The sequence below is a fragment of the Halobacillus sp. A1 genome (genome assembly GCF_024189295.1).
Classification (GTDB): Bacteria; Bacillota; Bacilli; order Bacillales; family Halobacillaceae; genus Halobacillus_A.
Genome location: NZ_JAIZEN010000001.1, coordinates 599,597 through 620,970, shown reverse-complemented (window position 1 = coordinate 620,970; position 21,374 = coordinate 599,597). Strand labels below are relative to the sequence as shown.

20 protein-coding genes, 1 pseudogene and 1 riboswitch are annotated in these 21,374 nt (G+C 41.5%); of the genes and pseudogenes, 14 read left to right on the top strand and 7 right to left on the bottom strand.

Annotation, left to right across the window (positions count from 1 at the left end; genetic code table 11):
* Positions 1-266, top strand: a 266-nt coding sequence (locus LF817_RS02920; protein ID WP_253934257.1) for a hypothetical protein, incomplete at its 5' end; no start/stop codon positions are given.
* 237 nt (positions 267-503) lie between these two features.
* Here the strand turns inward: LF817_RS02920 and LF817_RS02915 are convergent.
* The 3 genes from LF817_RS02915 to LF817_RS02905 form a co-directional block, all read right to left on the bottom strand.
* Positions 504-1,457 (bottom strand): LPXTG cell wall anchor domain-containing protein, encoded by a 954-nt coding sequence (locus tag LF817_RS02915; RefSeq protein ID WP_253934256.1) that lies wholly within the window; start codon positions 1,455-1,457, stop codon positions 504-506.
* 199 nt (positions 1,458-1,656) lie between these two features.
* Positions 1,657-2,040, bottom strand: a complete 384-nt coding sequence (locus tag LF817_RS02910; protein WP_371924986.1) for a DUF4870 domain-containing protein — start codon at positions 2,038-2,040, stop codon at positions 1,657-1,659.
* A gap of 257 nt (positions 2,041-2,297) precedes the next feature.
* Entirely contained in the window at positions 2,298-5,357 is a 3,060-nt protein-coding gene (locus LF817_RS02905; RefSeq protein WP_253934255.1) for an efflux RND transporter permease subunit, read from the bottom strand.
* A 285-nt stretch (positions 5,358-5,642) separates the two neighbouring features.
* Positions 5,643-5,687: riboswitch (PreQ1 riboswitch) on the top strand.
* A gap of 84 nt (positions 5,688-5,771) precedes the next feature.
* Here LF817_RS02905 and queC point away from each other — a divergent pair.
* From queC to queE, 3 genes are read left to right on the top strand one after another with little or no spacing between them, the layout of a single operon-like run.
* The gene (gene queC / locus LF817_RS02900; RefSeq protein ID WP_253934254.1) at positions 5,772-6,437 is read left to right on the top strand and encodes a 7-cyano-7-deazaguanine synthase QueC; all 666 of its coding nucleotides are present in this window, start codon (positions 5,772-5,774) and stop codon (positions 6,435-6,437) included.
* The gene (gene queD, locus LF817_RS02895; RefSeq protein WP_253934253.1) at positions 6,437-6,904 is read left to right on the top strand and encodes a 6-carboxytetrahydropterin synthase QueD; all 468 of its coding nucleotides are present in this window, start codon (positions 6,437-6,439) and stop codon (positions 6,902-6,904) included. The genes queC and queD overlap by 1 nt, the downstream gene beginning before the upstream one ends.
* Complete coding sequence (gene queE, locus LF817_RS02890; RefSeq protein ID WP_253934252.1) at positions 6,897-7,625, top strand: 7-carboxy-7-deazaguanine synthase QueE; 729 nt, start codon at positions 6,897-6,899, stop codon at positions 7,623-7,625. Before queD ends, queE begins: the two co-directional genes overlap by 8 nt.
* A gap of 26 nt (positions 7,626-7,651) precedes the next feature.
* On the opposite strand, the gene LF817_RS02885 is transcribed toward queE, so the two are convergent.
* Together LF817_RS02885 and LF817_RS20345 are read right to left on the bottom strand one after the other, a co-directional pair.
* Entirely contained in the window at positions 7,652-7,819 is a 168-nt protein-coding gene (locus tag LF817_RS02885) for a YqaE/Pmp3 family membrane protein (RefSeq protein WP_253934251.1), read from the bottom strand.
* A 24-nt stretch (positions 7,820-7,843) separates the two neighbouring features.
* Positions 7,844-8,536: a phosphatase PAP2 family protein gene (locus tag LF817_RS20345; protein ID WP_253934250.1), complete on the bottom strand. Its 693-nt coding sequence runs from the start codon at positions 8,534-8,536 to the stop codon at positions 7,844-7,846.
* Positions 8,537-8,890: 354 nt separating this feature from the next.
* Here LF817_RS20345 and LF817_RS02875 point away from each other — a divergent pair, with 354 nt between their 5' ends.
* The 9 genes from LF817_RS02875 to LF817_RS02835 all read left to right on the top strand — a co-directional run bounded on the left by LF817_RS02875 (position 8,891) and on the right by LF817_RS02835 (position 18,562).
* A complete protein-coding gene (locus LF817_RS02875) occupies positions 8,891-9,715 on the top strand; it encodes a M55 family metallopeptidase (protein ID WP_253934249.1) in 825 nt (274 codons plus the stop codon).
* An 11-nt stretch (positions 9,716-9,726) separates the two neighbouring features.
* A complete protein-coding gene (locus LF817_RS02870; protein WP_253934248.1) occupies positions 9,727-10,659 on the top strand; it encodes an ABC transporter permease in 933 nt (310 codons plus the stop codon).
* Positions 10,660-10,661: 2 nt separating this feature from the next.
* Positions 10,662-11,615: an ABC transporter permease gene (locus LF817_RS02865; protein WP_253934247.1), complete on the top strand. Its 954-nt coding sequence runs from the start codon at positions 10,662-10,664 to the stop codon at positions 11,613-11,615.
* Positions 11,616-11,619: 4 nt separating this feature from the next.
* A complete protein-coding gene (locus LF817_RS02860) occupies positions 11,620-12,618 on the top strand; it encodes an ABC transporter ATP-binding protein (protein WP_253934246.1) in 999 nt (332 codons plus the stop codon).
* Positions 12,619-12,654: 36 nt separating this feature from the next.
* Positions 12,655-14,286 carry a peptide ABC transporter substrate-binding protein gene (locus LF817_RS02855; RefSeq protein ID WP_253934245.1) on the top strand — a complete coding sequence of 544 codons (1,632 nt, stop codon included), beginning with the start codon at positions 12,655-12,657 and terminating at the stop codon, positions 14,284-14,286.
* A gap of 255 nt (positions 14,287-14,541) precedes the next feature.
* A complete protein-coding gene (locus LF817_RS02850) occupies positions 14,542-15,462 on the top strand; it encodes a S66 peptidase family protein (protein ID WP_253934244.1) in 921 nt (306 codons plus the stop codon).
* 21 nt (positions 15,463-15,483) lie between these two features.
* Complete coding sequence (locus tag LF817_RS02845) at positions 15,484-16,578, top strand: dipeptide epimerase (protein WP_253934243.1); 1,095 nt, start codon at positions 15,484-15,486, stop codon at positions 16,576-16,578.
* 23 nt (positions 16,579-16,601) lie between these two features.
* Positions 16,602-17,543 carry a C40 family peptidase gene (locus tag LF817_RS02840; protein WP_253934242.1) on the top strand — a complete coding sequence of 314 codons (942 nt, stop codon included), beginning with the start codon at positions 16,602-16,604 and terminating at the stop codon, positions 17,541-17,543.
* A gap of 2 nt (positions 17,544-17,545) precedes the next feature.
* Complete coding sequence (locus LF817_RS02835) at positions 17,546-18,562, top strand: ABC transporter ATP-binding protein (RefSeq protein ID WP_253934241.1); 1,017 nt, start codon at positions 17,546-17,548, stop codon at positions 18,560-18,562.
* Positions 18,563-18,634: 72 nt separating this feature from the next.
* Here LF817_RS02835 and LF817_RS02830 read toward each other — a convergent pair whose 3' ends face one another.
* Both LF817_RS02830 and LF817_RS02825 read right to left on the bottom strand, forming a co-directional pair.
* Positions 18,635-19,255, bottom strand: a complete 621-nt coding sequence (locus tag LF817_RS02830) for a YpjP family protein (RefSeq protein WP_253934240.1) — start codon at positions 19,253-19,255, stop codon at positions 18,635-18,637.
* 109 nt (positions 19,256-19,364) lie between these two features.
* Positions 19,365-20,126: an ion transporter gene (locus LF817_RS02825; RefSeq protein ID WP_253934239.1), complete on the bottom strand. Its 762-nt coding sequence runs from the start codon at positions 20,124-20,126 to the stop codon at positions 19,365-19,367.
* A 1,061-nt stretch (positions 20,127-21,187) separates the two neighbouring features.
* On the opposite strand from LF817_RS02825, the pseudogene LF817_RS02820 reads away from it, so the two are divergent.
* Positions 21,188-21,346 (top strand): annotated as a pseudogene (locus LF817_RS02820) (peroxiredoxin); the annotation flags it as partial.
* Positions 21,347-21,374 lie beyond the last annotated feature (28 nt).

Genomic DNA, 21,374 nt, shown 5'->3' with positions numbered 1-21,374 from the left:
CCGCTTATGATTCAAAGGGAAGTCCTCCTTTTGATGTTTGTATTTGGTTGTACAAATGCATCTTACGGGAGGGCTTCTTTTTATTCAAGAGGTACAAAATTAATCCCACAGGAATCTCCTGTGGGATGAGAGTGAATGGTGAGATCCCGGAAGGCGCCAGCCTGAGGAAGCTCACCGCACTCCCACGGAAAGCGAATCCATTCCTAAAACCACCTTGCACTTATCATGATGACGGAACAGCAGATACCCCACAGGAAAGCGAGTAGCTTCCCAACCACACCAGACTCTCATTACAGCCACGAACCCTGGTTATCTCGAAACTGAGTCTTAAAGTATCCTGCCAGTTTGTTTAAGAACGCTGCACTACTTAGTCTATAAAAATCAACATAGCAAATAGCAGACCAAATCATAGGTGATTGGTCTGCTATTTAATAAGTTATTTCACAAGCTCTCCACAGAAACGAAGCTGCTTAACTTTACATGAGATTCTTTTATTGAACAAATTATTGGTGCTGTGGACGACGTCTGAAGACTAGAAATCCGCCGAGCCCAGCTAAAGACAGTCCCGCCAAAATAATCATCGGCTGGTTGGTGGCTGTATCAGGAAGCTCTCCGCCTTCTTCTGACATTTCTTCTTCAGGTATTTCTTCTCCCATCATATTATCTTCTAAAGGAGTAGCTCCATTCAAAACGTCCTCAGGTACAGTAATGGTGTCCACGCCATTAAAGTTGTCAATTGTCATATCAATAGACTGAGTAGTGCTTGAGCTTTCTCCTTCCATTTCCATGTCCATATCCATGTCCATCATAAGATGTGTCATGTAGTGGGTCTCTTTGTCTATGGTCATTTCATAGCTGACTTCATTGATAGTGATTTGGTTCATCATCTCTTCCATCATGGAACCTTGTTCACCAGACATGTTAGAATCCATCATTCCCATGGATGCCTCCATTAGATCTTCTCCGTCGCCATCGAAGGTTAATAGATAGCTATCCTCTTTATCTTCTACACTCATATCCTCAGCCAATTCTTCTGCTTGAGCTACTTGATCCCCAGCCATGGCCATTCCTACCATTTCATCCATACTTTCTGAAAGTTCCTCCGGCATTTTGATCCACCCTTGCTCCGGATCTTCCTGGAAGAAACCATCCTCTGTCCAATAGGATTCCAACGTTACATCTTCCTCACCCATTCCTGAAGTAGTGGAAGTTTGATGCATCGCAAACGGATCCAGGGTGATATCCTGATCTGCTTCTGTCATAAACATAACTTCTTCTCCCGCCACCGTCATCGTTTGCTCCATTTTTGTCACGCTGGAGTAACTATCAAGCTCCAACATGGCTTCATTCGATTTTTTCAGAACTTCTGCAGGACTCGGATCTTCTGCAGAAACCTGAAGCGGTGCAGCGGCTGCGAACAAAACGGCTAAAGAGAAGGGGACTACTTTTTTGAACATCCAAACACTCCTTGACATTTTTTTGCAAGGTACAAGTAAATGACTCTACGTATTTTATGTATATCAGAGCTGATAGATTGACGTAAATGACTGCTTCTTGCCTTGCTCTTTTACTACTATCCTACTTTTTACAATATAAAACATTTTTCTTATGTTTTTATATAATTTTCCATAAAAAAAGTGCGGATGGCACCCGCACTCATACCTTATCTGACATTTTTCTTAATTGATCTTCCGCCATTTTCCCTGCTATAGGTAATTGATAACGTTCTCCTTGATAAGCTTTCACCATCAAAATAATCCATAAAACAATAGAAAGAGGAGCAAGGATCATGCTGATTAAAATACCAATAATTGGAATGAAGTTAACTATTAGACTTATAACAAAAACGGCCCCAAAGGTAATCGTGGACTGCATGGCGTGAAACCGAATCTTTTCGTTTTCCTTTTCGATGACCAAAAAAATAATTCCTGTGATGAACCCCAAAATATAAGCAAGAAGACCACCAACGTTCTCGTCTAAACCAGTGGACGATTTCTTCATTCCAGGACTTGGAGGCATTGTTTTTCTAGGTCCTTCCACCACAGTGCCCATTCCTCCTTCATTTAATTTTCAAACTATTCTGTAAATTAATTATACAAATTAAGACCTCATCCGTCAATCCTTCCTATTCTCTTTTATACTAGATATGTCAGCCTCTTACTGGAGCATTTAGAGGTTCTATTCCAGCGTTAGAGTCCTGTCAGAAACTCACTCTTCCACTCATACTGCTGCTCTCACTTTCTGAAACGATAATTTAAAGGAAGTATAAGTCCCAACTGAGACTTATACTTCTCTAATTAACTAGCAGACTCCGCTTCCTCTATTTGCCCATCATCTTTTTTCCGCCTCTTTTTTGATTTCAAAAAACGTAAATTCACATTAGAAAATAATCGGTAAACAGCAGGAATAAGCCATAACGTAATGATTGTAGCAAACAGTAAACCTGAAATAATTACAGTAGCCATAGGTGCTTGATAATTCCCTGAAGATCCGGTAGCTAGGGCTAATGGAAGCATTCCTCCTATAGTTGTTAAACTCGTCATGAAGATCGGACGAATACGGTTTTTCCCGGCCTCTACAAGTGCTTCTTCCACTCCTGCTCCCTGGTTTCTAAGCTGATTCGTCCGGTCAATGTAAAGGATGGCATTGTTAAGCACAATTCCTATAAGCATAATGACACCCATTCCTGACATGACGCTCAGTTCTCGCTGAGTAATGAAAAGCCCTAAGATGACGCCTACTATTGTCATAGGGATGACTGACATTACAATTAAAGGATGGGCTAAGTGATTAAACTGTACAGCCATCACCAAGTAAACGAGAAATATGGCAATGCCAAGGATGATCACCATTTCCTGTATGAGCTCTTGCTGCTGCTCAAGGTCCCCAGCTACGGAAACCGTATATCCTGCTGGAGATTCAAACTCATCAATTACGCTTTGAACTTCACGGTTTACTGTTCCTAAGTCTTTTTCTTCGATATCAGCTGTAACTGAAACAAATCGTTCTCCGTCCGTGTGAGAAATCTCATTTGGAGATTCCACTGCTTCAAAATCAATAAATTCAGAAAGCTGTTCTTTACCATCTACAGTCATTATTTCAAGATCGAGCACTTCTGATTTTGACGCTGTACTTTCCTCCCATTTAACAAGCAAAGGCACCTCTTCTTCATTGATATTCATTTCTCCGACAGGCATTTCCATAAATGCCTGGTCTATGGTTTGCCTTACTTGACTCTCAGTTAGTCCGGCATCTTTCATATTATCTTCTTTTAAAATGATTTGTCGTTCAATAGATGTACGTTCATTTGAGCTTGAAACTCCTACAATACCATCAATATTTTCAAGATCGTTCATAAATTTCTCAGAAGTCGTTTGAAGTATATCGAAATCTTCTCCCTCTATGTTCACTTGAACCGGAGAACCTCCCCCACCGCCTGACATTACACTGTCTACTGAGCGAATGGGTTGTTCGTTCTCCAATTCCCTTAAAGATTTTAATATATCTTCATTAATTTCTTCCTGTTCACGGGTCACTTCTTCGTCTTTTGTCATGTTGATCATCGTGTAAAACATTCCACCCATATCAATGACATAATTAGACTCTACATCCTGGATATCAGAAAGAGTATTATTCATTTCCTGGGCAATATCCTGCCTGTCATCATTTGTCAAACCTGTATCCAAATCCACCATTAGTTCAGAGTATCGATTGAACACGTCGGGCATAATAGTCATTGGCACTTTCGTTACGAGTAATAAAGAACTCGCGAACATCAAAGCAAACATGAAGAGCACCGCAAAGCTATGTCGTTTCTTCTTCACCGTCCAGGAAATTAACCTTCCATACTTTCTGAGAATAGGTCCATCTACAGAGGAAGCTTTTGTTGTGCGCACCTTTAAAAATTTCTCTGAGAGGCTTGGGATAACAGTAAAAGATATGATGACAGAACTTATCAAAGTAATCGCGACTACTACGGACAGCATGATCATGAACTGTCCTGTCTCTCCACCTAGCAGTCCAATAGGAAGAAACACCACGATGGTCGTTAACATGGAGGCAATGACTGCGGAAGCGACCTCCTTTGTGCCTTCTATAACTGCTGTTATATTAGCCAAACCAGATTCTTTCTTACGATAAATGGATTCTAATATAACGATAGCTGAATCCACCATCATACCAATACCAAGTCCTAAACCGATGAGCGTCAATATATTAAAGCTGTAATCAAGCAGCCACATCGATGTAAATGTAAGCAAGATCGAAGTAGGGATAGCCAAGCCGATAATTAAAGTTGCTCTAACATTTCGTAAAAAAAGAAGCAGAATGATAATGGCCAGAGCGCCACCTATCAGAATATTCATTGTCACTCCATCCAATGATTCTTCTACGTAGTCAGCTTGAGCCACCATTTCATTCAATTCAAATCCTTTGACAAGTCCTTCAGATCTTATATTCTCTACTTCTGCCCGGACGGCTTCAGCCATCTCAATCTGTGTAGCTTCCGACACTCGGCCTATTTCTACAAATAAGAAATCACTGGACCCGTTTTTCCATACCATTGAAGAATTATCTTTAGGTTGTAAAGAAACGTCAGCCAGTTCATTTAAGCTTATCAATTCTTCTTCTGTTTGTATTTCAATATTTTCTACGTCTTCTACATTTTCAAGCTGAGCTGGCCAACGAAGAGATGAGGGTTCGTTCTCCCCGCTCAGTTCACCAATTGTCGATTCTGTATTAGCACTTTCTATCGAACGGACGACCTGAGTAATGTCCAGTCCATGATCTGTCAGCTCCTCACGATCGAATTCTACTACCACTTCATTCTCAAGCTGGCCTGACACGGAAACGTCTCGAACTTCCGGCAGACTCTCTAACCTTGGCTCAAGAACGTCTTCAGCAAATGAACTCATTTCATCTGCCTCGCCTCCAGATACATCCATATAAAACTCGTAACCTTGAGAAGTCGAGTACTGACCTGATTCTACAGTATCAATAATCCGATTCTCTGAAGCTGTCGCATTCACTAGAGATTCAACTTCTTTATAAGCTGGATCTCCTTCCCCCTCATCAAAAGTCAATTGAAATGAGCTTCTCCCCATCGTTGTTGTGGAACTGATATCTTCTACTCCTTCAAGCCCCTCCATTTGCTGTTCTAGCGGAGTTGTAATTGACCTTTCCACTTCTATAGCCGCGGTATCGCCTGCGTAAATTTCTATGTAGGCTCCGTCCATTGTAACTTCAGGCATTAACTCCTGATCCAGCTTCAACAATGCATAACTTCCTAGTAAAATGATCAAAACCACCATTAAACCCACGAGAATTTTCCTACTCAAAATAAATCTCAAAGCATTCATCCATAACCCTCCCTAATTCAAAAAGTTTGTTTAATCAGCTATTTTTTTCGTTAACGCGATTACTATAACCATTAAGATGAACAACAATCTGGAAAAATAATACTTAAACACACTTTTATCTTACCTCCTTTTCTTGAAAATGTAAGTGCTCCCTGGACCTAACTTTTCTAAGACCACAGACTTATATATGTGAGTAAAGAACATTTTAGAAACCGGATTTTTTCAGATATTCATAAATAGTATGTTATAATATATTTTGTTCAATTTTATAAAGTCTGCCATTCAGCAGGAGAGGTTCTAGCTACACCCTCTATAAAAAACTAAGAATGGGACTGCACCTTTATAAGGTACGGTTTATTATGTTTTTTGGGTTACTGGGATTCTCTTTTTCAACTTTGAAAGGGGAATTTTTTTATGGAAAAAAATAAAGCAGTTGTCGTTTTCAGCGGAGGTCAGGACAGTACCACATGTCTCTTCTGGGCTCTTGAACATTATGATGAGGTCGAGGCTGTCACTTTTGATTATAATCAGCGTCACAATCAGGAAATACTAGTTGCAAAAGAAATTGCAGACGAATTGAAAGTTAAGCACCATGTGCTTGATATGTCACTTCTCAGTCAATTAGCACCTAACGCTTTGACACGAGAAGATATCGAAGTGAAAGAGGGAGAAGATGGCGGACTTCCTTCTACTTTCGTACCAGGAAGAAACCTTCTATTTTTATCTTTTGCCACAATTCTCGCAAAACAAGTAGGTGCTAAACACGTCATTACAGGCGTATGCGAAACCGATTTCAGCGGCTATCCAGACTGCCGTGATATTTTTATAAAATCGATGAATGTAACTTTGAATTTATCTATGGATGATCAATTTGTCGTTCATACACCGTTAATGTGGCTTGACAAAGCACAAACTTGGGAATTAGCTGATCAGTTAAACGCTTTTGAATATGTACGTGAAAAGACGCTTACATGCTATAACGGGGTGCGCGGAGATGGCTGCGGTGAATGCCCAGCTTGTACACTCCGTCGAAACGGCCTGGAAGCGTATATTGAGCAAAAAGCCGGGGTGAATTCATGATGTTCGGCTTTACAATCGTAGAAAACCTTCAAAAAATAAATGAAGACATCCAAAAACACGAACTGAAGTACCATAATAAACGTGTACTGATCAGCAAAGAGTTTACGTTCGATGCCGCCCACCACCTCCATTGTTATGAGGGGAAATGTAAAAATCTGCACGGTCATACCTATAAAGTGATTTTCGGAATCAGCGGTTATACCGATGAAATCGGACTTGTCATTGATTTTGGAGACGTAAAGCGCATTTGGAAAGATCAAATAGAGATTCACCTCGATCATCGTTATCTTAATGATACTTTGCCGCATATGAATACAACGGCAGAAAATATGGTCGTATGGATTTATGAAAAAATGCAGGAAGCTTTACTAGAAGAGCGTGATGATTATCGCGTGGAATTCGTTAAGCTTTACGAAACACCTACGAGTTATGCCGAAGTAAGACGGGAGTGGATGGAAAATGAATAAATTTCCTGTTCTCGAAATATTCGGGCCTACTATTCAAGGAGAAGGAATGGTAGTTGGTAGAAAAACGATGTTTGTCAGAACTGCCGGCTGCGACTACAGCTGCTCCTGGTGTGATTCCGCTTTTACATGGGACGGGAGCGCTAAAGAAGAAGTCCGCAGAATGACTGCTGAAGAAATCATGAATGAACTTAGTGAAGCAGGCGGTCAAAAATTTGACCACGTGACAATTTCTGGCGGGAATCCTGCTTTGTTAAAGCCCCTTCATGAATTGATTGATCTTCTTCATGAGCAGAACATTGAAATAGCACTTGAAACTCAAGGAAGCCGTTGGCAGGAGTGGTTTACAGATATCGATGATTTAACGATTTCACCTAAGCCGCCCAGTTCAAAAATGCGGACAAACTGGGAAATTCTAGACGATATTATAATAAAGCAGAAAAAAAATGGTCGTCTTGCCCATACGAGTCTCAAAGTCGTCATATTTAATGATGAAGACCTTCAATATGCGGAATACGTCCATTCGCGATATCCTGAAGTTCCTTTTTTCTTGCAGGTTGGGAATGATGATTTAGAAGAAGTGGAGCCTGAACGTCTGGCTTCTGACCTCCTTTCTAAGTATGAATGGCTGATCGATAAGGTTATGGAATCGACTGCCCTCAACCACGTAAGAGTTCTCCCACAAGTCCATGCCCTTTTGTGGGGAAATAAAAGAGGAGTATAGACAAAAAAAGCTCATTAGGCTGTGGCCTAATGAGCTTTCTGTTTGTCATAGTGGTCTTTTACAACCACTGCTGCATGTATAGCTCCTGGTACGAAAAAGATCATAGTAAGCAGTAAATTAAGCAGCGCTTTCGTGAATTGTCCCGTAAATAACACGGCAATCGGTGGTAAAAATATTGCTACAATATAAAGCATTTGTTTCCTCTCCTTTACACCTTATCAAGTTAGTTTTTTCCTGCGTCCTCTCCAAAGCATAATCTCTAAAGCCGCAATACATACAAGCAGCCACGAGAAACCTAACGCCAGTCCTCCGAGGATGTCCGTCAAATAATGGACATTCAAGAATACCCGGCTCAGTGAAACGGCTAAAATCATTAGGAATAACAAAATATTGACCAGCCACTTAACTGGTTTGCTTAAAGGACTAACAACTATCAAATAAATCATAAAACCGTAAAACACAGTAGAACCCGTTGTATGTCCACTCGGAAAGCTGTATCCTGTTCCATCATATTGATCGAGCAGCTCAGGACGGTCCCTGCCGAAAAGACTTTTTAACCCAGACGTCAAGAGGCTGATTCCAATCATACTTACCGCTAAGTAAACGGCAACCCATTTACTATAAGGAATGAAAAATAATAAACTTATGATCATGATGACAGATAATATCGTAATCACAGTAACGGATCCTGCTTCCGTTACCCAGCCCATGGCCGTGTCGATCCAAGTCCCGTCAGCATTTCCAACTATATCAACTGCTGCGGCATCAACTGCGAACTTTTCTTGTTCTAAAACCTCTTCCCCGATTTCTGTAAAACCATAAGCTCCGCCGCCTAAGATTAGAAGGCCAAACACAATGATGAAAATAGAAGTCTTTGAGAGGTCCGAAGTTCTTGTCCCTGAAAATAGCACATTCAGGCCTCCTCACCTATTCAACAAGCTAGAGCTCCTATACTTCTAGCTTAAGCTTTTGACTAAAATTCTATTCCCCAATTCTATCTTTCTAAAACGAGTACAATTAATAAAGTCGCTCTGTTACATCTCTTTACTAGCTTTTCGTCAGCTTCCTTATCTTGAAGATAGGTTTCTTCATAGAACAAATGGTGGTCCTCGGGGATCAGGAATGAATATACTCTGAAAATATTTTTTAATATTGAAAGTGTTTTCATGTAATATCATCTCAAATTTTATTGCCTTTTTTGTAAAATGTTGATAAAATTATTAGAAAATTACTAATTTTACATACAAATCAAAGGAGGACAGTAGATGAAGCTTTACATATCGGTCGATATGGAGGGGATTACGGGATTGCCTGACGCCTCTTATGTCGACTCTTCTAAACATAATTACGCGCGAGGACGAAAGTTGATGACCGATGAAGTCAACTATGTCATCGAATCAGCCATCTCTAATCAAGCAAGTGAAATACTTGTAAATGATAGTCATTCAAAAATGAACAATTTGCTCGTTGAGGATCTTTATCCTGACGCTCAGCTAATTACGGGGGATGTTAAACCATTTTCGATGATGCAGGGACTTGACTCCTCCTGGGACGGGGCAATTTTTCTCGGTTATCATGCCCGGGCCGCTCAGCCCGGGGTTATGTCTCATTCGATGACCTTCGGCGTACGGAACTTTTACATAGATGATGTGGCGGTTGGAGAGCTGGGTTTGAATGCTTATCTCGCTGGTTACTACGAAGTTCCTATTCTAATGGTAGCAGGAGATGACCGAGTGGCCGATGAGGCTGAACAACTCATTCCAAACATAGTGACTGCGGTAGTGAAAGAATCAATTTCCAGATCCGCTGTTAAGACCTTAACGCCAAAAAAAGCCGGCGTACTTTTACAAAGCAAAACTGAGAAAGCAATACATAACCTGAGCAGTGCCAAGCCTTTGACGCCTCCCGCTTCCCCAACTCTACGGATAGAGTTTGCTAACTACGGACAAGCCGAGTGGGCAAGCCTCATGCCTGGAACTGTACTAGAACCAAACTCGACGACCGTAGCTTTCAAAGCTAAAGATATTTTAGAAGCGTACCAAGCAATGCTTGTCATGACTGAACTTGCGATGCGCACCACATTCAACTAGGGGGAGAACGAATGGCAAAATACATACTAAAGCGTTTCGCTTTAATGGTGGTCACTGTTTTAATTATCGCCACTCTTACTTTTTTTCTCATGAACTTACTGCCTGGTTCACCTTTGAATGAAGAGCGCTCGACAAACGAAGCTGTTCAGCAGAACTTAGAAGCTCACTTCAATCTCGACGAACCGCTGATTGTCCAATACGTTCTTTATCTTAAATCTATTGCGACATTTGATTTTGGTCCTTCCATTAAACAACCGACGGAAACAGTGAATTCCTTATTGAGCAGAGGTTTTCCTATTTCAGCAGAGTTAGGTATTTGGACGATACTGACGGCTGTCATCTCGGGTATTGCCTTAGGCGTATTCGCTGCCCTTAAACATAACGGTCTGATCGACTATATCGCCATGACCGTCGCTGTCCTTGGGATATCAGTTCCTAACTTCGTCCTTGCTACTCTGCTGATTCAAGAGCTTGCCGTAAATCTAGACATTTTTCCTGCGGCTACATGGAGCTCTCCTGCTCATATGGTTCTTCCCATTCTTGCACTTGCGACGGGTCCTATGGCAATCATTGCTCGTCTCACCCGTTCAAGCATGCTGGAAACGTTGACCCAGGATTACATTAAAACCGCTCGTGCAAAAGGGTTGTCGCCGGTTAAAGTAATCATCAAGCATGCACTGAGGAATGCTCTGATGCCGGTTGTAACAATTTTAGGAACGCTGATGGCAGGTATTCTCACAGGCACATTCGTCATCGAAAAAATCTTTGCCATCCCTGGAATGGGTAAGTATTTCGTGGAGAGCATTAATCAGCGTGATTACCCAGTAATCATGGGAACGACCGTATTTTACAGTGTATTTCTTGTTTTTATGTTATTTCTCGTGGACATCGCTTACGGGCTGCTGGATCCTAGAATCAAATTACACGATGAAGGAGGTGGATGACCATGCTTCCTGCCGCTCGAGAAAAAGAGACTCACCACCACGAGGTTCCTGATGAATGGTTTAAACCGAAAGAAAAAGATGAACAACAGGCTGAACTTGTAGTTCGCCCCTCTCTCTCTTACTGGCAAGATGCCTGGAGAAGGTTGAAGAAGAACAAATTAGCCATGTCCGGCTTTTTCTTTCTGGTGTTCCTAGGAATAATGGCCATATTCGGCCCGGTTTTATCTCCACATTCTGTATCTGAGCAAGTACTTTCTAATCAAAACCAGTCTCCTTCAATGACTCACTGGTTCGGCACTGACGATCTTGGACGAGATGTTTTCACTCGGACTTGGTATGGAGCCCGCATTTCCTTATTCGTCGGATTGATGGCAGCCTTCATAGACTTCTTTATCGGTATTACATACGGAGGAATATCGGGTTATAAAGGCGGCCGCACTGATAATGTCATGATGCGGATCATCGAAATCTTATACGGACTACCCTACTTACTAGTCGTCATTTTACTTTTAGTCGTATTGGGGCCGAGCCTGCTTACAATCATTATTGCCTTAACAGTAACTGGCTGGGTAGGAATGGCACGAATAGTGAGAGGTCAGGTGCTTCAAATCAAACATAATGAATTCGTACTTGCTTCTCAATCTTTCGGAGCCAAAACAAAGAGAATCATTCGTAAAAACTTGCTTCCTAATACGATGGGACCCATCATTGTCCAGATGACACTTACTGTGCCGACTGCCATCTTCGCTGAAGCCTTTCTCAGCTTTCTAGGACTTGGCATACAATCCCCGTTCGCAAGCTGGGGAGTGATGGCAAACGATGCTTTAGGGACCATATTATCAGGACATTGGTGGCGTTTATTCTTCCCTGCATTTTTCATATCAGCTACTATGTTTGCTTTCAATGTGTTAGGCGATGGACTTCAAGACGCACTAGACCCTAAATTAAGGAGATAATTGAATGGATAAAATTCTCGACATAAAAGACCTCCACATATCCTTTGTTACTTACGGTGGAGAGGTGCAAGCTGTCCGCGGAGTGAATTTGGAATTGTATAGAGGGGAAACGCTCGCCATCGTGGGTGAATCAGGTTGTGGAAAAAGCGTAACAGCTAACAGTATCATGAAGCTCATCCCTTCACCCCCAGGCAAGATTAAACAAGGATCCATCCACTTTAAAGGAAAAGATATGACGAAGCTTTCCAATAAAGAGGTCAGGAAAATCCGAGGTGTTGATATATCAATGATTTTTCAGGACCCGATGACTGCCTTGAACCCTACCCTCACGATCGGTGATCAGTTGACTGAGGGAATAAAGCAGCATCGCAAAATTTCCGCAAAGCAAGCGAATCATCATGCGATCGACATGCTGAATCTCGTCGGCATTCCTAATCCTGATGAGAGGATGAAGCAGTACCCTCACCAATTCAGCGGAGGAATGAGACAGCGAATCGTCATTGCTATGGCTCTGATTTGCGAGCCGGAGTTATTGATCGCAGATGAACCGACTACAGCACTCGATGTCACGATTCAAGCACAAATTTTGCAATTGTTCCAGAAAATCCAGCGTGAAACCGGCGTGTCCATTATCCTTATCACTCATGATTTAGGTATCGTAGCTAAGGTGGCGAATAGAATAGCCGTCATGTATGCAGGAAAAGTCATTGAAACAGGTACGCGCCAGGAAATATTTTACCATCCTAATCACCCCTATACTCAAGGGCTGCTGAATTCAGTCCCCCGCCTCGATCAAAAAGGCGAAAAGCTTATACCTATCGATGGTACTCCTCCAGATTTATTTGCTCCTCCAGATGGGTGCCCATTTACAGCCAGATGTCCAAATGCAATGGAAGTGTGTTCCCGTATTTATCCCTTTCAAACAGAGTTGAGTCAAACCCACGCGGTTGACTGCTGGCTCCAGGATGAAAGGGCTAAAAAATATATAGCTTCATCTTTATAAAGATTTCTTCAATACATAATGGAAGGGGTAAAAGAAATGAAAAAGTGGTTAACCGTATTACTAGGAATTTTGTTAGTCGTTGTTCTTGCAGCTTGTACAGCAGATGAAAATGCCGGTGAAGAAGGAGGAGGTGAAGATGGAGAGGAATCGACCAGTGAAGATTCATCCGTCCTTCGCATGAATAATGGAGCAGAGCCAACCTCACTGGATCCTCCCATCGGTTTTGATGCTGCTTCCTGGAACGTGTTGAACAACTTGATGGAAGGCATGACCCGATTAAGTCAGGAGCATGAGCCTGAAGAAGCTACTGCAGAAAACATCGAAGTTTCTGAAGATGGAACGGAATATACGTTCACCATAAGAGAGGATGCCAAGTGGTCGAACGGAGACGATGTTTCAGCTGAAGATTTTGAATTTGCTTGGAAAAGGCTTCTGGATCCTGAAACAGCTTCCGCCGCTGCCTTCCTCGGTTATTTCATTGAAGGTGGAGAAGAATTCAACAACGGAGAGGGATCAGCTGATGATGTCATGGTTGAGGCTGTAGACGATAAAGAATTGCACGTCACCCTTACTGCTCCGACAAACTACTTTTTGAACATCATATCAAACCCTGCCTTCTTCCCTATCAATAAAGAGGTTGCGGAAGAAGATGAAGAATGGTTCACAGAAGCTGAGAGCTTCGTAGGAAACGGTCCGTTCTCTCTTACAGAGTGGGAACATGATAACGAAATGGTGTTAGAAAAAAATGAGGAATACTGGGATGCAGAGACCGTACAATTAGAAGAAGTGCATTTTGCTATGGTCGATGATTCAAACACAGAGTATCAATTATATGATAGCGGAGACCTTGATAACTCTGAAATCCCTTCAGATTCAGCAGAAGAGTTGCTGGAAAGTGATGAAGTGACCATCGAAGATCAAGCAGGCACCCAGTTCTATCGCTTTAATGTGGAAGAAGAACCGTTCCAAAATGAAAAAATCCGTAAAGCGTTCGCATTAGCTATCAACCAAGAAGATATCGTAAACTATGTAACAAAAATGGGTGAAGAGCCTGCAAGAGGATTTGTTTCACCAGGTTTCAATGATGCGAACGGCAATGACTTCCGAGAAGAAAGCGGTGACCTCGTTCAATACGACGCTGAAGAAGCAAAACAACTGCTGGAGGAAGGTAAGGAAGAAGAAGGATACGATGAACTTCCAGAAGTTACTCTATCCTACAACACGGATGATACCAACAAAAGTATCGCTGAGTCCATGCAAGAAATGTACAGTCAAAACTTAGGGGTAGATGTTAGTTTAGAAAATACGGAGTGGAATGTTTTCCTCGAAGATCAAAAAGCGCTTGAGCACCAATTCTCCCGCAGCTCTTTTCTGGCTGATTATGCTGACCCGATCAACTTTTTAGAGAGCTTCACGACTGACTCTTCTATGAACCGTACAGGTTGGTCTAATAAAGAATACGACAATTTAATCGCTCAAGCTAAAGAAGAAACAGATGAAGAACAGCGTTTCCAGCACATGTACGAAGCTGAACAAATCTTATTCGAAGAAATGCCGATCTTCCCAATTCATTTCTACAATCAAGTGTTCTTACAAAAAGACAATGTGGATGGTATCGTCCGACATCCCGTCGGCTATCTAGAACTGAAGTGGGCTACGAAAGAATAAACATTTAGAGAAGAGAACCCATACAAATGTATGGGTTCCCCTTCTTTTTTATAAGCTGCCTGTAGTTATGGTAGTTGGCGGTCCATCTGCTTTCGATAGAAGGGCAGGTAATACCTTTGGCTTTCCAGGGGCGTTCGCCGAAACTTATCTTGCTTTGCCAAGTAACGGAAGTTCGAATTCTATCATACCATTACATAACTCTCTAAATACCAGTATCTAAGCTTACCATTGCTTATAAGAAAGGAAGTACAAAACATGATATATCCTAACCGGTTACAACCAGGGCAGACTGTTGGAGTAATAGCACCCGCAAGTCCTCCAGATTTAAATCACTTACAGCGAGCGATTCCCTTTTTAAATGAACTGGGGTTACATGTGAAGGTAGCTCCCCATGTTTCCTGTACTTATGGATATTTAGCAGGTACTGATGAACAGCGGTTAAACGATTTACATATGATGTTTGCAGATCGCGATGTGGATGCGATTATTTGCGCTGGCGGAGGCTATGGAACAGGAAGAATCGCTGACTCTATAGATTACAAGTTAATCAAAAAGCACCCGAAAATTTTCTGGGGATATAGTGATCTAACATACTTACATACAGCGATCCGACAAAATTCAGGGCTTGTCACCTTTCACGGTCCTATGCTTAGTTCTGATATAGGAAAAGATGATTTCGACGACTTTTCAAAGTCCATGTTTCATCAACTTTTCCAGCCTGTAACCTTAAACTACACACAGGACATATCACCGCTTCACGTCATTTCAGAAGGTGAAGCAGAAGGTAGATTGGTTGGCGGAAACCTTTCGCTGCTCGTCAATTCCATAGGATCTGATTATGAATTGAACACGAAAAATAAATTACTGTTTATAGAAGATATCGGAGAAGAACCTTACCGCATTGACTCTTTCTTAAGTCAGCTTCAGTTATCAGGGAAACTTGAAGATGCTGCAGGGATCGTTATCGGAGATTTCAAAGATTCGCAGCCCAAAAAACGGAATGAGTCTTTGAGCCTGGAGCAAGTCCTCCATCATTACCTGGCACATTTAGAAAAACCCGTTGTTTCGGGCTTCAAAATCGGCCACTGCCTCCCTCATTTCGCCATCCCTTTAGGGACGAAAGCCAGATTATCCAGTTTCTCAAAAACGTTGGTGATTCAGCCAGGAGTTTCGTAAGTCAGGAAAGGATGAACGACTATGATGATTCAATCGATTGATACATACCCTGTCACCGTCCCATTACACACCCCTTTTAAAACAGCCCTCAGAACGGTCACCGTTGCTGAGTCTCTATACGTCAAAGTGACTTGTACAGATGGAACTGTTGGATGGGGAGAAGCTCCTCCTACTCATGTCATCACTGGGGAAAGTGCCGAGAGCATCAAATATATGGTGGAAAGTATTTTAAAACCCGCTATTTTGGGGAAGACACTATTTGAAAGAGAAAAATTGTTTGAAAGTCTTCATCGTTCAGCAGTCGGAAATACTAGTGCAAAAGCAGCTGTTGACATGGCTTTATACGATTGTTTATCTCAAAAAAGCACCCTCCCCCTCTTTCAATTTTTAGGGGGTTACCGCAATGAGCTGGAAACCGATTATACAGTCAGTGTAAATGATCCTGAGCAAATGGCTATTGACGCTGAGCAATACATCAAGAACGGTTTCAATGTTTTGAAGATTAAGGTAGGAAAAGATGACATCGAAAAAGACATTCAGCGAATTACTGCCATACGAGAGAAAATAGGACCTGCTCCTACGATCCGCCTGGATGCCAATCAGGGGTGGACAGCTAAAGAAGCTGTTCATGCTATTCGGAAAATGGAACAGATGGAATTGAATATTGAACTCGTTGAGCAGCCGGTCGCAGCTTATGACATCGATGCCTTAAAACAAGTTACTGATCATACGTCTACACCAATTATGGCTGATGAAAGTGTTTTTACTCCACAAGACGCAAAGAAAGTGTTAGAGACTAAGAGCGCAGACCTGATCAATATCAAGCTGATGAAGGCGGGCGGTATTCATCAAGCTTTGAAAATTAATCAGCTTGCAGAAGCATACGGAATACCATGCATGGTAGGAAGTATGATAGAAACAAAGCTTGGAATAACTGCGGCCGCTCATTTTGCAGCCAGTCAAAAAAATATTACGAGATTTGACTTCGACGCGCCTCTCATGCTTTCGAAAGACCCGTTACATGGAGGCGTTCAATATAATGGACGTAATATGACTTTTGGTAGTGAACCGGGCTTAGGGATTATAGGGATTGATATAGAACATATGCTTTCGTAACATTAAGAAGGAGGAAATCAATCATGACTCAAGCAGAAGCAACAAGAACAACATGGGTAGTCCAGGTTCCGGTCGCTACCGTATGGACTTCACATGAAGCTCCACGTTCTATTGATTTGCCGGGCATTTCTAACCCCACAAAAATTAAAGATTGGCTCGACAGTCTAACATACGAATCAAGTTTAGCTTTAAGCGATAATAATTTAATACAATCCCAGCTTCTTTACGGCGAAGAGGTAATTGTAGATTACGTTGAAGGAAAATGGGCAAGCGTCGTCATCCCTACTCAACCGTCCAAAAAGGATGACCGCGGTTATCCTGGATACGTTCCAATTAATCAGCTGAAGGAAGTTCCTGAGCATCAATGGATTGGTCAGGGGGTCGCGGTTGTTAATAAAAACACGACTCTTTTATTAGACGACCAAGGCGAGCCGATGTTTGATATCAGCTATTTAACGTCGCTACCCGCCCTCGCAGAGGAGGGCCAATTCATCAAAGTACGGACTCCTCATGGTACTGGATATGTGTTAGAACTAGATGTTTCACTTTATCCCTCTAAAGAACATATCCCAAAAGGCGACGGAGCCGCTATTCTAAAAGAAGGTGAGAAGTTCGTCGATTTACCCTACTTTTGGGGCGGAATGAGTTCTTACGGCTACGACTGTTCAGGATTTGCCTACAATATGCATAAAGCGAACGGCTATGAAATACCACGCGATGCCACAGACCAGGCACTATCAGGTATAGAAGTAAATCTAGAAGAAATTGAGCCAGGTGATTTATTGTTTTTTGCCCATGATGAAGGTCAAGGCAGCATACATCACGTAGGTATTTACTATGGAGATGGAAAAATGATTCATTCCCCTAAAACCGGAAAAACCATTGAAATCATCAAATTGAATGGAACCATTTACGGCCGCGAGCTATGCAGTGCAAGACGCTACTGGAGAGATACGGAGGAATAGTGATGAAAGAAGAAAAAACTCTGCAAGTCCGTAACTTGAAAAAGCATTTTAATCTAGGAAAAGGCAAAACGTTAAAAGCAGTAGACGGAGTTAGTTTTGACATCTACAAAGGCGAAACTTTCGGACTCGTGGGAGAATCAGGGTGCGGTAAATCTACGACAGGTCGAACGATTATGAACTTGTACAACAGGACTGAGGGCCAGGTCCTCTTCAATGATAAAGATGTCCATCACCTTTCAGAAAAGGAAGACTTTCAGTTAAAAAGACAGCTGCAAATGATTTTTCAGGATCCATATGCTTCTTTGAATCCAAGATCCACTGTTGCAGATATTATCTCTGAACCTATGGTTGTCCACAAACTCTACAAATCAGAAAAAGAACGTATGGCTAGAGTGTATGAACTTCTTGAAGAAGTCGGCCTGAACCGCGATCACGCCAACCGCTACCCCCACGAATTCAGCGGTGGCCAGCGGCAGCGTATCGGTATCGCAAGGGCACTTGCACTTGATCCAGATTTGATTATCGCCGATGAACCTATTTCCGCTCTGGACGTCTCCGTACAAGCCCAGGTGGTCAATCTATTAGAAAGGCTTCAGGAAGAAAAGGGTCTGACCTATCTATTCATTGCCCATGACCTATCTATGGTCCAGCATATTTCCGATCGTATTGGAGTCATGTATTTAGGGCATATGGTCGAACTGACCAGCAGTGAAGAGCTCTATGATAAACCGCTCCACCCTTACACTCAGGCTCTTTTATCAGCGATCCCGATTCCTGATCCGGATATTGAGGACAGTCGTGAGCAGGTTATCATCGAAGGAGAAATCCCAAGTCCGATCGACCCGCCGAGCGGATGCGTGTTCAGGACTCGCTGTCCAATGGCTATGAAAGCCTGTTCGGAAATCACACCTGTATGGCAGGAAGTCGATCATAATCACTTTGTAGCCTGCCATTTGTATAATGACGAAATTGAGGATAGGACGCCGATTAAAGAACAGCCTGATTTACTTACGAAATAAATAAAAATCCCCCGCTCCGTCATTTTGACAAAACCGGGGGATTTTATTATGAGTAAAGCAAGTTTTATAAAACTATGACATCCACTTAGGAGGTGTGTTTTTATCCCAGTAAATTTCTCCAATGCTATGATGTTCTTCAAAGCTGTCCTTATTCAGATGATAATGAAAATTGAACCAATACCCTTCTCCAGGCCGGATATCTCGCCTCACATCAAAACGAGCAATTTCTTCTTTCGTACGGCCGTCCAATACTGTAAAGATCTTTTCTCCATATCCCGGAGTCAGTTCCTCTGTTACTTCATAATAGGGAACATCCTCCTCCCCCGCCTCGGTGATAATCTCCTCTATAACTTCTTCCATCTTAGGCAGGATGTCCCTTTCAAAATCAGCTTCCACTTTATCTATGATTTTTGGCCCCATTTTTGTAACCATTTGACCCTTCGCCTGTTCTGTTATCGTATGTACATAATATTCAGTAGAGAGAACAGGTTCTTCGAAAGGGGAAATCTCATCATCAACGACGTTTGTTTTGGGAGCTTCTTCGTTTTCTAAATTCTCGTGATCCGCATGATCTTTAGAAGCGACTTCTTTATTTTCAGCCGTTTCTATCTCTGCATAAGCAGGTGGTATATAAATGCCCAGTGTCATAATTGTAATTAAGACAACAAATGCTTTTCTTATCCACAGATTCATAGACTTGGACTCCTTCTTCAATACTCTACTTAAATTCTATCATTTTGTGGCGAGAAGTCCATATCATCGCAAAAATAAAAAGCGGGAGTTACCCCGCTTTTTATCTCTTTTATTCATTTTCCTTTTTGATCATTCGTTTCAATTCATTCAGCTCATTCATTATTTTTCTTGTATCTTCACTCTCCTGCTCTGAATGCTCGGAAAGCTTCTGAGCATTGTTTACAATTTCACCGACAATCAAGTTTAGAATTATAAACGTCGAAACGATAATAAATGAAACAAAATAGAACCATGACCAGACAACTTCAGCAAAAATCGGACGAAATACTCCGCTCGCCCAGCTTTCCAGCGTAAATACTTGGAATAAAGTCAACGCACTTAAACCAATATTCCCGAAATATTCTGGAGTAATTTCACCAAAGAAGCTCGTCCCGATAACAGCATACACGTAAAACACGATCCCCATAAGGATGGTAACCGATCCAATCGCAGGAATCGCCATGAATAATGCGGCTGTTAGCCTTCGTAAAGAAGGTACGACCGAGATTGTCCTAAGTACTCGAAGCACTCGAAGAATCCTTAAGACGCCAACCAAATGGGTGTTATACAATACTATACTTCCAAATACAATTACAAAATCAAATACGTTCCAGCCATCTTTAAAAAATTGCTTTCGATAAACGATTAATTTCAGAACAATTTCAACCGTAAAAATTGCCAGGATCAGTAAATCCAATCCAATGAATAAAGATTCGTAACGTTCATATATTGACGCGTCTGTTCCAAATCCGATTTGCACAGCGTTTATTAAAATAACCGCGAGAATAAATCTCGTAAATAACGGGTGTTCTACAAACTTCTTCAACTTCATTTCTTAACCCTACTTTCTATCCACAACTATTCAATAACTTCTCAATTTTTCTAACATTTTAATTCTACTATTAACATCTATAATATATTCATAGTTACTTTAATAAAGACCCAACCCATATATTAATAGATAGAGGGGTGTAAAGAAAGGTAAACCCCTTAAAATTAGAAGCATTCTTTGTAAAATTAAAAATTTCCAGCAACTTTTAACCTTCAAAATGGAAGATAAGCATAATGTATACCGCAACAGAACGTTTCCCTGTTTCTTCATCAGTTTGCAATCCCCGTTTTACTAGTCCAATCTCATACGCTGAAAAAACACCTTTCAAATCAGTTATGTAAGCGCAATCTTTTTTATGAATTTGCTCGCACTAACTCAAAAATAATGGTATAATAAACATGTAAAGAAATAACAAACCGCTAAACAACTTAGGTGGCTCAACCATCGCGAGTTCGTTTCCAAACGAACAATGACATTTTTGACCGATAGAAGGGAACACAACTCCTGTGTATAGGATGAGAATTGCCCGGATCTTAAGGTCGCGTGTCGGAATAAGGGTTATATAACCGCCCTGATACGAAGAGTCGACCAATTCCTGTAAGACAATGACCCCTGAAATGGAAATCAACACTTTCTTTGCAGAGGTAGTCAAGATTTAAAGGTCGCTCTAGCATTACTTTCTTCTTTTCATAAGTAATTTATAGAAAAGAGGAGCAGCAACACAAATTTGACTTAACCACATTAAGCGGAAACGAATTCTTAGACAGAATTGTCCTTCTGCGAGTTAATCAAATCAAGACAATGTAGAATCCAGGATGATTCTTACATGGTTGAGTCACCTAAGTTGTTTATTCTCACATCATTCAGTGGTGTGAGTTTTTTTATGACTAATTTTATAAGTGAAGTCTCTGTTGAAAATTGAAATTGTTATATAGCTCACATTTATTTATTACGAAACTAGGGTAAGGTAAGAAATATAATTAAAAGGAGTGTTTGCTCGTGACAAGTTTCAAGTTAAGTCAGCAAGTACCAAATTTTACCTTACCGACTGTGTCCGGACACCTTATGAAGATCACGGTACTCACAGTGACCCCGCTTACTTTTTGACAGATGGACAAGGAAAGTTACTATATCAACAAAGACAAACAAGCCCATTCGGCCGCCCTCATCCCAAAGAACTTAGAAAAATCATTCAATACATTAAGAAGAATCTGAAATAAACAAACACCGCCATGTGAACGATTCACA

What these genes read in the sequence shown, in the direction of transcription:
- LF817_RS02915 (WP_253934256.1), bottom strand. Translation starts at nt 1,457, where the DNA reads ATGTTCAAAAAAGTAGTCCCCTTCTCTTTAGCCGTTTTGTTCGCAGCC.
- queE (WP_253934252.1), top strand. Translation starts at nt 6,897, where the DNA reads ATGAATAAATTTCCTGTTCTCGAAATATTCGGGCCTACTATTCAAGGA.
- LF817_RS02835 (WP_253934241.1), top strand. Translation starts at nt 17,546, where the DNA reads ATGAAAGAAGAAAAAACTCTGCAAGTCCGTAACTTGAAAAAGCATTTT.
- queC (WP_253934254.1), top strand. Translation starts at nt 5,772, where the DNA reads ATGGAAAAAAATAAAGCAGTTGTCGTTTTCAGCGGAGGTCAGGACAGT.
- LF817_RS02855 (WP_253934245.1), top strand. Translation starts at nt 12,655, where the DNA reads ATGAAAAAGTGGTTAACCGTATTACTAGGAATTTTGTTAGTCGTTGTT.
- LF817_RS02875 (WP_253934249.1), top strand. Translation starts at nt 8,891, where the DNA reads ATGAAGCTTTACATATCGGTCGATATGGAGGGGATTACGGGATTGCCT.
- LF817_RS02845 (WP_253934243.1), top strand. Translation starts at nt 15,484, where the DNA reads ATGATGATTCAATCGATTGATACATACCCTGTCACCGTCCCATTACAC.
- LF817_RS02885 (WP_253934251.1), bottom strand. Translation starts at nt 7,819, where the DNA reads ATGCTTTATATTGTAGCAATATTTTTACCACCGATTGCCGTGTTATTT.
- LF817_RS02830 (WP_253934240.1), bottom strand. Translation starts at nt 19,255, where the DNA reads ATGAATCTGTGGATAAGAAAAGCATTTGTTGTCTTAATTACAATTATG.
- queD (WP_253934253.1), top strand. Translation starts at nt 6,437, where the DNA reads ATGTTCGGCTTTACAATCGTAGAAAACCTTCAAAAAATAAATGAAGAC.
- LF817_RS02850 (WP_253934244.1), top strand. Translation starts at nt 14,542, where the DNA reads ATGATATATCCTAACCGGTTACAACCAGGGCAGACTGTTGGAGTAATA.
- LF817_RS02905 (WP_253934255.1), bottom strand. Translation starts at nt 5,357, where the DNA reads ATGAATGCTTTGAGATTTATTTTGAGTAGGAAAATTCTCGTGGGTTTA.
- LF817_RS02825 (WP_253934239.1), bottom strand. Translation starts at nt 20,126, where the DNA reads ATGAAGTTGAAGAAGTTTGTAGAACACCCGTTATTTACGAGATTTATT.
- LF817_RS02865 (WP_253934247.1), top strand. Translation starts at nt 10,662, where the DNA reads ATGCTTCCTGCCGCTCGAGAAAAAGAGACTCACCACCACGAGGTTCCT.
- LF817_RS02870 (WP_253934248.1), top strand. Translation starts at nt 9,727, where the DNA reads ATGGCAAAATACATACTAAAGCGTTTCGCTTTAATGGTGGTCACTGTT.
- LF817_RS02860 (WP_253934246.1), top strand. Translation starts at nt 11,620, where the DNA reads ATGGATAAAATTCTCGACATAAAAGACCTCCACATATCCTTTGTTACT.
- LF817_RS02840 (WP_253934242.1), top strand. Translation starts at nt 16,602, where the DNA reads ATGACTCAAGCAGAAGCAACAAGAACAACATGGGTAGTCCAGGTTCCG.